This window comes from Sphingomonas glacialis (assembly GCF_014653575.1).
Classification (GTDB): Bacteria; Pseudomonadota; Alphaproteobacteria; order Sphingomonadales; family Sphingomonadaceae; genus Sphingomonas; species Sphingomonas glacialis.
In genome coordinates this window covers 820135-832403 of record NZ_BNAQ01000002.1, presented here as the reverse complement: position 1 = coordinate 832403, position 12269 = coordinate 820135, and the positions used below count along the sequence as shown (strand labels likewise).

Sequence of the window (12269 nt, the reverse complement as noted above, 5' to 3'; positions counted from 1 at the left end):
GGTTTGCGCGGGGTTCGGGGGGCACGAAGCGATGCAATGCACGCCCATCGTCAAGATGGTCTTTGACGAAGGCTGGCGACATTCGCTCTGCGCGAACCATGGACGTCCCTCTAAGCGTGATTTCGCGAGATTGAACGAATGCGGATTTGCTCGGACTGCACCTGGCAGCGCTTGGAGCGGCAGAGAATACTCATAACGAGATGACTCACTCGCTGCCATAGGCCAGAGCCATCGAACCGAACGCTTCAGTCAATATTGCGTGACGAGTTGACCGATTTGCGGTCAGGGCTACGGTCGGGCCGATGAGCAGCGTTGTCGTAGAGCATCTTTCCAAGACCTTCGGTGCAGCAGACGCGTTGCACTCGACAAATCTCGCAATCGCCTCGGGCGAATTCGTCGTCATCATCGGGCCATCGGGATGCGGCAAGTCGACCCTGTTGCGATTGATCGCGGGGCTGGAAACGCCGAGCGCCGGCCGTATTGAAATCGGGGGCCGCGACGTCACCGCGGTAGAGCCCGCGGATCGCGGCATTGCCATGGTGTTCCAGTCTTATGCGCTCTACCCGCATCTTTCCGTCGCGCAGAACATCGCCTTCCCTTTGCGCATGGCGAAGCTCCCGAAACAGGTGATCGCCGACAAGGTCGCCGCCGTTGCCGCGACGCTCGAGCTCGAGGCGTTGCTCGATCGACGTCCGAGCACTCTTTCCGGGGGGCAGCGGCAACGCGTATCGATTGCCCGGGCGATAGTTCGCGATCCAGCGGTTCTGCTGCTCGACGAGCCGCTGTCCAATTTAGATACCGCGCTGCGAGTGCGGATGCGCCACGAGATCGCGCGGCTGCACCAGCGCCTCGGTGCGACGATGATCTACGTGACGCACGATCAGGTCGAGGCGATGACGCTCGCCAACCGGATCGTCGTGATGGCACAAGGTCGCATCGAGCAGGTCGGCGCACCCCTCGATCTGTATCGCGCGCCGACCTCGATCCGCGTCGCCGCGGCGATCGGTTCGCCGGCGATCAATTTGCTACCCGTGCGGATCGTGCGCGCCGAGCCGACCGTCGTAACCGTCGCGCTCCCGGATGGCGGGATCTGTCGGATCGATGCAGTGGTCCCACAAACGACGGTCGATGCCCCCGCCACGCTGGGCGTCCGGCCCGAGCATCTCCATCCCGATCCGCTCGGCGTGTTCGGGGGGCAAGTCGAACTGTTCGAGCGGTTGGGGCCATTGTCGTTCGCGCATCTCGGACACGGTGGCGATACGGCCCATTTGGTCGCGCAATTGCCGCACAACCGCCACGTCGTGCTCGGCGAGACGCTGCGCTTCGCGATCGCCGCGTCGGACGCGCTCTTGTTCGATGGCGCCGGTGCTGCCTACCCCCGACCGCGCGCGATCACCCCTTGATGCTGCCGCCGAGTATTCCAGTGAAATAATAGCGCTGCAAGGCGAGGAACAACAGCAGGACCGGAAGCGTGGTCACCACAGCCCCCGACATCATCAGTTCAGTATCCCCGCCATGTTCGCGGCTGATCGCCGCAAGCGCGACGGGAAGCGTGTAATGCTGCTGATCGGTGATCGCGATCAGCGGCCACAGAAAGTCGCTCCAGCTCGCAAGGAACGCGAACAGCGCCAGCGTTACGACCACCGGGCGCAGCAGCGGCAGCACTACGCTCAGGAAGATCCGCGCTTCGCTCGCGCCGTCGATCCGCGCCGCGTCGAGCATTTCGTCGGGGACCGCGAGCGTCGCCTGGCGGATGAACAATACCCCGTAAACGCCCGCCAGCCACGGCGCGAGCACCCCGGCATAGGTGTTCACCAATCCGACTGACTTGAGCATCAGAAAAAGCGGCAGCATCGCGACCTGCGCCGGCACGACTGCGAGCGCGAGCAAGGCCTGGAGCATGCGCGCACGCCCCCAGAAGCGCAGTTTGGCGAAGGCATAACCAGCCGGCACGCACAGCAGGAGGCTAAGCACCGTGGTAAGCGACGCAAGCACAGCGCTGTTCCCCAGCGCGGGCAGGATATGGTAGCTGGTCAGGCCGCCGGGGTGCGGCAGCAACAGCTCGCGATAATTGGCGAGTGTCGGATGCGCCGGCCAGAACGGCGGCGGAAAGGTCGCGGCGGTGCCCGGCGCCATCAGCGAGACGTTGACCATCCACAGCAGCGGCAGCACGGCGATCAGCGCAAACAGGGCGACGAGCGCGGTGCGCAACAGGCTGCCAGCGCTCACCACCATTCGTTGCGCTTTCCCAGCCGTGCCTGGACCGCCGTCACCAGCAGGATGACGACGAACACGATCATCGCGACTGCCGACGCCATGCCCAGGTTCCACCAGGTGAAGCCCTGGTCAAACATGAAATACAGCACGGTCACCGTGCTTTGTGCCGGGCCGCCGTGCGTCATCACATAGGGTTCGGTGAAAATCTGGATGAAATTGGCGACGCTCAGCACCGCCGCGAGCAGCAACGCCGGACCGATCGCGGGTAGCGTGACATGCCGGAAGCGCGCCCACGCCCCCGCGCCGTCGAGCCGCGCCGCCTCGGCAAGTTCCTGCGGCACGGTCGACAGCGCGGCGATGAAGACTAGCATGTTATAGCCGAACGCCTTCCACACGATGAAGATCAGCGTCGCGGGAATGCTCGTCCGCGGATCTCCCAGCCAGTCGACCGGCGCGATACTGATCAGCGACAGCGCGTAATTCAGCAGTCCGTTGTGCCGGTCGAACATGTAGCGCCAGACCACCGCGGTTGCGACCAGCGTCGTGACATAGGGCGCGAACAGGAGCACGCGCCAGACCGGTTTCCATCGCACCGTCGCCGAACTGATTAGCAACGCCACGCCGAGCGACGTGGCGATCGCGGCGGGAACGCCGATCGCGGTGAAAAGGGCGGTGTTCGCGACGGAGCGCCAAAATAACGGCATCCGTAGCAATTCGGCATAGTTGCCAGCCCCAACGAACCGCAAATTGGCGATATCGGCAAGCGCGTAGATATCGAAATCGGTGACGCTCAACAGTGCCGCCCCGATCGTCGGGATGACCAGCACGAGCACCGTGCCTATCATCACCGGGAGAACGAAGCCCAGCCCCGCGCGCGCCTGACGTGTCATGCCGCGCGGCCCCGCTCCGCTAGCCAGCGGCGCTTTTCGAGAATGCGATCGACCCGCTTGTCCATTTCGACCGTGGCGGCTTCGACGCCATAGTCGCCACGCACCATATGTTCGGCAACGAGCTGAACTTCGGCAACGATCCTTTCCCATTCGGGAACGGCCGGTGGTGCGACGCTGTGTGCGATCTGCGTCGCGAAGGTCGCCGACACGGGGTTGGTGCGCATCTCTGGCATCCGCCAGGCGCTCCGTCGCGTCGGGAGATCGCCGGTGATGTCGTAGACGCGGCGCTGGATCGCGGGATCGCACAGATAGCGGATCAGCGCCCATGCGGCGGCAGGGTCGCGCGCGGCGTGGCTGACGGCGAGGCTGGTGCCCCGCGCCATCGCGGCACCGGCCCCGCGCGGCCCCGGGGTTAGCGCGACGTCCCACAGATCGTGCGGCAGCAGGGTCGTGCGACGCCGCAGATCGCCGATCGACGTTGCGTTCGACGGCAGGATCGCGAACCGACCATGTCGCCAGGCGACGTAGGTATCGCCTGCCTCGGCCCCGGTCGTCACCGGGGCCAGGCGTTCGTCGAAGATTCCCTTGTAGAAGCCGAGCGCGGTGCGAAAGCCGTCGGACGAGAAATTGCCGCGCGTCGCGTGATCGCGGAGGAAGGGCACCCCCTGCTGCGCGGCAAAGGCGAACAATGGTTCGGGCCAGTCGAGCAGGTGCAGCGTCGCGAAGCGGTCGGGCTGACGGCGCTTGATCGCGCGCGCCATCTGCATCCATTCGCTCCAGACGAGCGGCGGGGCCGCATAGCCTGCCGCCGCGAGCAGATCGCGGCGATAGAATTGTACCCAGCTGTCCGCCGTCCATGGCACCGCCATCGCCCGCCCCGCAACTTCGACCGATGCTACCGCGCCCGCGACGTGATCAGCGAGCAGCGACGAACGGGCTGCGGGCGGCGCAACCGCGCCGATCAGCGTCAACTCCGGTAGCCAGGCGCTGTTGAGCATCATCACGTCGGGCAGGGAATTGCCGGCAAACCCGGTGAGCAGCTTTTCATGCGCGCCGGTCCATGGCAGCGCCTGGACCTCGACCGCCACGCCGGTGGCCGTGCGAAACGCTGGGAGCAGCTCGGGCGCATTCTCGCCAAGCGCACCGATCGCCCACCATCGCAGCCCCGGCACGGCCGCGCCGCATCCGCCGAGCGCAAGGCCGGCACCCAGAGTGAGCAGCGTGCGGCGTTGGATGAGCGTGTCGAAAGTCGGTATATCGTATTTTCGGTATGGCACTTCGACGAGGGTATGCCCCCATTCCTGGCTCGCCAACAGCAAAGAGTATGAATTTTTTGATTCGGATCATTCTCTCGATACGGTAAGGTCCGCAAAAGGCGGTTCAGCGGCAAAACCATCAATCAAAGCCGAGGCCATCCCGGATGCATCGCCGGGTGGCAAAAACCGCGTGTAGAAGGGGTATTTGATGTTACTGGCTGTGTATCGCCGCTGTTTGTTAACCGGCACCGCATTCTTCCTTGGGACCTCAGTCGCTGAAGCGCAAACCGTCCTCGCCCCGCCGCCTCCAAGCGCTGCATCGAACGGTTCCGCGACCGATCAGCAACCGCCAGCTTCCACACCGGTCGCCCCCAACGCAGCGGAGGGCAACGACATCGTGGTAACCGGCTCGCGCATCGCGCGCGCCGAATTCGCCGCGCCGAACCCGATCACCTCGTTCACCGCGGCGGCGATCCAGCAGTCGGGCAATACTAACATCACCAATTTCCTCGAGCGCGTCCCCGCGCTCACCGGATCGCGCGACTCCACGCAGACCTCGGGCGGCAATGCGGTCTATTCCAACCCGTTCGGTGCGGCGGGGCTGAACGAACTCAACCTGCGCAACCTCGGCACCAACCGGACGCTGGTCCTCGTCAACGGCCGTCGCCATGTCGCGGGCGAGGCCAACAGCGCCGCGGTCGACATCAACAGCATCCCGACCGATCTGATCGAGCGGGTCGACGTGCTGACCGGCGGGGCGTCGGCGGTCTACGGCGCGGACGGCGTCTCGGGCGTCGTCAATTTCATCCTCAAGCGCGATTTCGACGGGATCGCGACGCGCGGACAGCTCGGCATCTCATCGCGCGGCGACGCCGGCAACCGCTTTGCCTCGATTGCGGCCGGGCACAGTTTCGCAGGCGGCCGCGCCAATCTCACGCTGGCTTATGAATATAACGCCGACGACCGGCTCGAGAATGACGATCGTGCCTATCTGCGTGCCGACCAGCGGCAGTATCTCATCCCCAACGACGCGGCGGCGACCAACCCGTCGGCGCCACACAACATTCTTGTTGGCAACCTGCGCTATCCCAACGAATCACCGATCGGCGCGGTCGATGCGACGGGGAGCGGCACGCCCAATTTCAACGGGCTCGGCCAGCCCTATCAGCCCGGCACGCCTGCGGCCTATTATTCGACCGGGGGTGACGATACCCCCGTGGCCGGCTTCTACTCGGGCGACCTCGCGCCGCGGATCGAGCGACACGACGTCAACCTGCTCGGGCATTACGACGTCTCGGATGCACTCAAGGTCTCGGTCGAAGCCAAGTTCGCGCAGACCAAAGCGACCACCTTCGATTATTACATCGGCACCTATGGCGCGCCGATCACGCTCGACAATCCGTTCGTACCGCAATCGATCCGCGCCGCGGCGCTGGCCGCAGGTCAGACGCAGGTCGCGGTGACGCGCGACAATATCGATTATGGACGCCATGGTGAAACCGACCTGCGGCGTACCTATCGCGGCGTGTTCGACGTCACCGGGCGCATCAGCAGCCATGCTACCTATGACGCATATTTCGAATATGGCCGCACCGACGTTGATATCACCAAGCTCAACAACCTGCTCGACGTCAATTACCGAGCCGCGCTCGATGTCGTGACCAGCCCGACCACCGGCCAGCCGGTTTGCCGTACCAACCTGACCGGCGGCAACCCGGGCTGCGTTCCGGTCAGCCTGTTCGGTGCGGGGCCGATCAGCCCAGCGGCGCTGCGCTATTTCCAAACCGACGACACCAGCTTCGCGCGGATCACGCAACAGGTCGTCAACGCGTCGATCAGCGGCGATTTCGGCGCGTTCTTCGCCCTGCCCGGCGGAGCCGTGCAATTCTCGGTCGGCGGCGAATATCGCAAAGAGACGAGCGCGTTCGATCCGAGCGACAATCTCATCAACAACCGCTTCGTCGCCTTCACCGAACCGACGCTGGTCGTCCCGTCGGGCGGCAGCTTCGACGTGAAGGAGGCGTTCGGCGAGTTGAACGCGCCGATCTTCAAGGGCCAGCGTCTTGCCGAGACGCTCTCGGTCGCCGCGGCCTACCGCTTCTCGCAATATTCGACGATCGGCAATACGACCACCTGGCAGGTCAACGGCGTCTACGCCCCGATCCGCGACATCAGCTTCCGTGGTTCCTATGGCGAAGCGGTGCGGGCGGCCAACATCGGGGAATTGTTCCAGCCGCTTAGCGGGGATTCGAACTTCTTCATCGACCCTTGCTCGCCCAATGAGCTGGGCCACGGGACGCAATATCGCGCAGCCAATTGCGCGGCCGTCCTATCGGCAGTGGGCGCGGCGATCTCGCCGGCGCTGCAGACCGCCAGCAACGTCGTCGGCACGCGCTCGGGCAATCCAGCACTCAAGGCCGAGACGGCGCGAACCTGGACCGCTGGCGTTGTGCTGCGGCCGCGTTTCCTGCGCGGGCTGACAGCGTCGCTCGACTGGTATGATATCGATCTGCGGGGCGCGATTAGTACACCTGCACCCTCGCAACTCGCGTCGCTGTGCGTCGATCAACCCTCGGTCTCCAATCCGTTCTGTGCCGCCATCTCGCGGACGCAAGGGACCGGAATTATAAGCAACTATTCGGTCCAGCCGCAGAATGTCTCGCGCTTCCGCACCGCAGGGGCCGACCTGAACATCGATTATGTCATTCGGGCAGGCAAGCTCGGGACATTCGATTTCCGGTTGGTCGGCGGATATCTCAACCGGCTCGAATTCGTTGGGACGCCGGGCGCGGCACCCACCGACAATGTCGATCAGCCGGGCACGCCGAAGTTCAATTTTAACTTCTCGCCGAGCTGGACGCGCGGCGGTCTCACGATCGGCTACAATCTGCGCTGGGCGGACGCGACGCGGACGGTCGACAAGCTGACCACCGACAATGACCCCAATTACGCGCCGGCAGCGCAGCTGCGCTACAGGGAATTATGGCAGCACGATCTCCAGATCGCGCTTGACGTCGGCCGCGCCTATTCGATCTATGCCGGCGTACAGAACCTAACCGACCAGAAGCCCGATCCGGGCAACGCGATCAACCAGCCGATCTCTGCCATAGGACGCTATCTCTACACAGGGGTAAAAATCCGTACGGGCAAATTTCGATAAGCTGTCCCAAGCCGTTGGTGATGGGCGGATCGGGAGTTGCCGGAGGCATCAAGCCGCTTGATCACTCGCACACAGCTGGCACAGGAAAGGGAATGGACCTTGCCCCGCTCACCCATACTTCGCGCCCGACCTACGACGTCGTCATTCCCTGCTACAATCGCGCGCATGTCGTCGCCGACGCGGTCGAGAGCGTCCTGGCGCAGGACCCTGCGCCACAGCGCGTAGTCGTCGTCGATGATGGCTCAACCGATGACAGTGCCGCCATCATCCGCGCGCTGGCGGCGACGCACGACCGTGTCGAGGCAGTCGTCCTGCCGCGCAATGTCGGCGCGTCCCAGGCACGCAACACCGGCGCGGGGCTTTCGCGCGCGCCCTGGATCGCGTTCCTCGACAGCGACGACGTCTGGCTGCTGGGCGCGGCGCAGGCGTTGCTCGATGGCACCGGGCATGGCGCGTTCGAGATCGTCGTCGGTCATTTTGCGCGCGTCGAAGGGCACGGGGCACCCGGCGCCCCGGAATGTGGTTGGGATGGAGACTGTATCCGCCGTGGTCTTGCCAGCGGCGGGGTGGTTGGCCCCAGCTGGTCGATCGTTTCCCGGGCGGTCGTCGACCGCATCGGCGGTTTCGATCCCAGCTTTCACAATTGCAACGACTGGGATTTCTATACCCGTGCAGCCGCAGCCGGTGCCCGTTTCGCGAGGATCGATCATTGTGTCGCGCTATACCGCACCGTAGCGGGCAGTCGTTTAGTCGGCGATACCGACATCAGTGCACGCAACGCACTGCGCGTGCTTGCACACCCGTACCTCGCGGCCTTGACGCCTTAGTCAAGTTGATAGCGAAATGCTGCGAGGGCTTAGCAAGCGACGTTTTTGAGCGCCTTTGGCGGCTACGCAACTTTTACCATTTTTTCAGCTTATCGTTTGACCTTGGATTGCCCGGCACCCAGTCCCGAGCGCCATAGCCGATTGCCGGTGTCGAAATCAAAATCTAGCCCATCTCGCCAAAGGCGTTTTGATTCGATCGCGATTGATAGTGGACACGAAGGCATCCGTATTACACCCCACCTGCGCAGCATCCATACCGGTCTCCTACAGAGCCGAACCGAGCCCGAAACCATCGAAAAATCCGCGCCTATCGTACATCGTAAAAGGCGTGATACCGCCGACAGCGACGATCGGCACGCTACGCAGGATCACCGCTCGTTGTGCGTTGAGGGTCTTCGACGATGCTGCCTCTGCCGGGAACAGCTTCAAGCCGTTAGTCCCGCGTTAATTGCGGCAAAAGCTTCGCTTGGCATAAAATAGCCAGGCAGCGAGGGTAGCCCGAGCCGCCGGGTTGTAGATAGGCGTCGACACGAGACCCCACCATATCTTATTGTAGATACAGCAATTTGCACGATAGTATCGGTCTGGAAGGGGTCTTGATTGGTGCCGATCGGGACCCCTTGAATACGAACTTTCCATTTCCCAAACAATTACTTGCGTTTCTGACAGGTGGGGTCCCGTTTCGACGCCTATCTACACACCATGAGCGCGTAGAGGGTGCAGTCGGGATCAAACTGGTCGGTGGCCGTACCAAGAAGGAGCCAGCTATGTCTCATCCTCCGCCAGTCCCGACCGCCAGCCAGGAGCCGTTCCCGACGCTTTGAAAGCCGCACCACCCCAACGCAATGACGACTTCTCCGGATGCGATCGCGTCTAGGGTGGGTGACGGCGTCAACGCGTTGCCCGGCAAGGTTACCTCGCTCGGGGCTCAGGCGACCAAATTTGCGAAGGCCCGACTATGAGAACAGCCGCCTTGTTGGGCATGGTCACCGTAGCCTTGTTTGGAAGCCTGCGCGGGCGTCGCGGCTGACGTTGACCTGCGGGCCTATCTTGATACCCGCTTATGACGGCACTTTCTACATTAGGCCCGCCCTTCAATTCGTCGGCTTTCGCGGGGACGAATATCATTCTGCCGTGCGGATTTAGGGTAGGCCCGATCGTATCCACGGGCTTGATCGTTTGGCGCCTCAAGACATTTACTCTATCGGTACGGTTAACTGCAAATCGATCCCTTCATGCGACCGCAGCGAAGCTCCGACTTGGCAGATCAATCACGGGGAGGCGATCGAAGCCGGGGCGAGCGAGAAGATAGCCTTGGAAATAGCGGACCCCCATCGCACGCAGAATGTCATATTCGGCTAGAGTTTCGATGCCCTCGGCAATAATCACGATGCCCAGCGAGTTAGCTATGCGGATCACACCCTCGACAATCATCCTGCGTGGAAGACTCGCTTCAATCCCTCGAACGAGTTCCATGTCGAGCTTGATATAGTCGGTCTGAAATTTCGCGAGAAGCCCGAGCCCGGCGTGTCCCGCGCCGAAGTCGTCGATCGCAGTGCCGAACCCCATCGTCCGGTAGGTCTCCACGATGTTTTTCACGTGGTCGGTGTCGATCATTTCTTCATTCTCGGTAAACTCGAAAATCAATCGATCGATCGGCAAACCTGTCGCGCGCGCTGTCTTGAGGGTCAACTGGATGCAGGCTGCTGGTGAGTACACGGCGTTTGGCAGGAAGTTAATGGAGAGCTTGGCACCGGTATCGAGGATGCCTGCAGCGACCGCGCCTTCTATCGCAGCCACCCGGCAACGCTGATCGAACGCATACCGGTTTTCGCTCGAAACGCCCGAAAGCACCTCGGCCGCACTTTGCCCGTTACCGCCGCGCACCAGCGCCTCGAATGCGAAGGCGCGGCCTGTTTCGACATCGACGATCGGCTGGAACGCCATCGCAATGTCGAATTGATCGCGATCTAATTTACAGCCTTGGCATCCGCCCTGCATACTCGTTTCTCCAAGCCCAGGGTTAATTGATGAATACTAAGAGCCGGTAAATCTTGGAGAAGGCAATTGGCCTTCCGATGTTGCAAGCTAGCGCACGTCTCGTAGTAAGCCCGTCGGTTTTACGGGCGCAAGTCGATTCCCGCGTCATCAATTGACTCGCGAAGTTTCTGGAGCCCCCGGCGAACCCAGCTCTTCATCGTGCTAACGGGCACGCCTTGCATCGCAGCCATATCGGCGTGCGTCAGACCGCCAAAATAGGCGCCATAGATAGCGTCGCGCTCGCAATGCTTAAGACTTTCAAGGCACGCCAGCAGTCCCGCACTGGCTTCACCTTCTAGCAATGCCTCGCTGATGAGCGGGGTGGGATCTGCTATTTCCCACGCGCCCTCGATGGGCACCGATCGGCGGGCGTACTGAGTACGGACCCAGTCGACGCAGCGGTTTCGCGCAAGTGTCGACATCCACGCAATTGCACTCCCACGGTCAGGATCAAAAGTGCCGGCCCGATTCCAGATCTTCAAGTAGACGTCATGGAGCATGTCCTCAGCGGCGGCCTGGCTGCGGCAGACGCGAAGGCAAATGCCAAACAGCTTCGAACTAGTGAGTCTGTACAGTTCGCGAAAAGCCTCCCGATCTTCCTGACCGGTGCGGAGAAGCGCCAGCGTTAGTATCTGCTGGGGGCTAAACGGCGCGACGCCATCGACCACCGGAAACCCGATAGCCTCGCCGACTACCACAACGTAGTCGAGAGTTCCACTTGCCACGGCGTCGGGCTCCCCGAGCTTTCCTTTGTCGGAGAGATGGAAAGTCAGATTCATCGAAGCGACAACGTGGCGAAGGTCGCGAAGTTGCGATTTCGAACGAGACTGTGAATATATTATGGAAACCGTGCCTCAACACGAGCGGCAGGTTGGCCAACGCCGGTTTCTAGGGTCACGGCTCATTGGTCAGAGCCAGAAGATGACGGTGGCGGCGAGCGCGATAGCGGAAAAGCAGACGGTCGGGCATCGATCGTAGCGGGTAGCGACGCGGCGCCAGTCCCTCAGACGACCGAACATAATCTCGATACTGCTCCGGCTTCGGTAGCGGCGCTTGTCATATTTGACGGGGATGATCCGGGATTTTCGCCCCGGAGTGCAGGGCGTCATGCCCTTTGCCTGAAGGGCGTCCCTCTACCAGTCTGCGTCATAGCCGCGGTCGCCCAGTATCCACTGCGCCTTGGGTAGATCATCAAGCAGCGCGGCAGCGCCGGTGTAGTCGCTGACCTGGCCCGCGGTCATGAAGAAGCTGAGTGGTCTGCCTTCTGCATCGGTGACGGCGTGCAGCTTCGTATTCATACCGCCTTTGGTGCGACCGATGAGGCGCCCAAGGCCCCCTTTTTAACCCGCAGGCTGGACGCCGTGCGGTACGCCTTCAGATAGGTCGCGTCGATCATGATCGTCTTCGGCGTGGCGCTCGCAGCGGCCAGTCCTTCGATTATGCGGAGGAAGACACCCCTTTCGCTCCATCGCTTTCACCGGTTGTAGAGCGTCTTGTGTGGGCCATACTCCCGAGGGGCAATTTACCATCGTAGCCCGTTGCGGTTGACGAAAACGATGCCGCTCAACACTCGCCGGTCATCAACCCGTGGCTTGCCGTGGCTCTTGGGAAAATACGGTTCGAGCCGCGCCATTTGCTCGTCGGTCAGCTAGTACAGGTCACTCATCCTCGGTCTCCTCACGGAGCCTGAATCAGGTCGAGCCACTCAGATCAATAGGTCCTGACCCTAGAAGGGGTCCCGATCCGCACCGGTCGGGACCCCTTGAAAACAAACTTTCCATCTCCGAAACAATTACTTGCGTTGCGGACAGGTGGGGTCCCGTTTTGACGTCGATCGACACGCCGGCTGATAGGATGATCCAACAACCTGCTTCAGCCA

General features: G+C 62.3%; 9 protein-coding genes and 1 pseudogene. 3 read left to right on the top strand and 7 right to left on the bottom strand.

The window, feature by feature from the left end; genetic code table 11:
- Nucleotides 1-302: 302 nt before the first annotated feature.
- Nucleotides 303-1403: an ABC transporter ATP-binding protein gene (locus IE187_RS10545; RefSeq protein ID WP_189676183.1), complete on the top strand. Its 1101-nt coding sequence runs from the start codon at nt 303-305 to the stop codon at nt 1401-1403.
- Here the strand turns inward: IE187_RS10545 and IE187_RS10540 are convergent.
- Genes IE187_RS10540 through IE187_RS10530 form a run of 3 tightly spaced genes read right to left on the bottom strand, consistent with a single transcriptional unit; the run spans nt 1393 to nt 4420 of the window.
- On the bottom strand, nt 1393-2235 hold the full coding sequence (locus IE187_RS10540; RefSeq protein ID WP_189676182.1) for a carbohydrate ABC transporter permease: 843 nt from the start codon (nt 2233-2235) through the stop codon (nt 1393-1395). The two genes, IE187_RS10545 and IE187_RS10540, sit on opposite strands and share 11 nt — an antisense overlap.
- Nucleotides 2226-3107, bottom strand: coding sequence for a carbohydrate ABC transporter permease (locus IE187_RS10535; RefSeq protein WP_189676181.1), 882 nt, complete (start codon nt 3105-3107; stop codon nt 2226-2228). The genes IE187_RS10540 and IE187_RS10535 overlap by 10 nt, the downstream gene beginning before the upstream one ends.
- A complete protein-coding gene (locus IE187_RS10530) occupies nt 3104-4420 on the bottom strand; it encodes an extracellular solute-binding protein (RefSeq protein ID WP_189676180.1) in 1317 nt (438 codons plus the stop codon). Before IE187_RS10530 ends, IE187_RS10535 begins: the two co-directional genes overlap by 4 nt.
- Before the next feature lie 340 nt (nt 4421-4760).
- On the opposite strand from IE187_RS10530, the gene IE187_RS10525 reads away from it, so the two are divergent.
- Nucleotides 4761-7523: a TonB-dependent receptor domain-containing protein gene (locus tag IE187_RS10525; protein WP_229839350.1), complete on the top strand. Its 2763-nt coding sequence runs from the start codon at nt 4761-4763 to the stop codon at nt 7521-7523.
- Between the two features lie 92 nt (nt 7524-7615).
- Nucleotides 7616-8350, top strand: coding sequence for a glycosyltransferase family 2 protein (locus IE187_RS10520; protein WP_189676179.1), 735 nt, complete (start codon nt 7616-7618; stop codon nt 8348-8350).
- A 264-nt stretch (nt 8351-8614) separates the two neighbouring features.
- On the opposite strand, the gene IE187_RS21345 is transcribed toward IE187_RS10520, so the two are convergent.
- From IE187_RS21345 to IE187_RS10500, 4 genes and pseudogenes are all read right to left on the bottom strand, one after another.
- A complete protein-coding gene (locus tag IE187_RS21345) occupies nt 8615-8779 on the bottom strand; it encodes a beta/alpha barrel domain-containing protein (protein WP_229839349.1) in 165 nt (54 codons plus the stop codon).
- A gap of 804 nt (nt 8780-9583) precedes the next feature.
- Nucleotides 9584-10297: an EAL domain-containing protein gene (locus IE187_RS10510; protein ID WP_189676178.1), complete on the bottom strand. Its 714-nt coding sequence runs from the start codon at nt 10295-10297 to the stop codon at nt 9584-9586.
- A 173-nt stretch (nt 10298-10470) separates the two neighbouring features.
- Complete coding sequence (locus tag IE187_RS10505; RefSeq protein ID WP_189676177.1) at nt 10471-11169, bottom strand: sigma-70 family RNA polymerase sigma factor; 699 nt, start codon at nt 11167-11169, stop codon at nt 10471-10473.
- 129 nt (nt 11170-11298) lie between these two features.
- Nucleotides 11299-12023, bottom strand: a pseudogene (locus IE187_RS10500) (IS5 family transposase).
- Nucleotides 12024-12269: the final 246 nt, after the last annotated feature.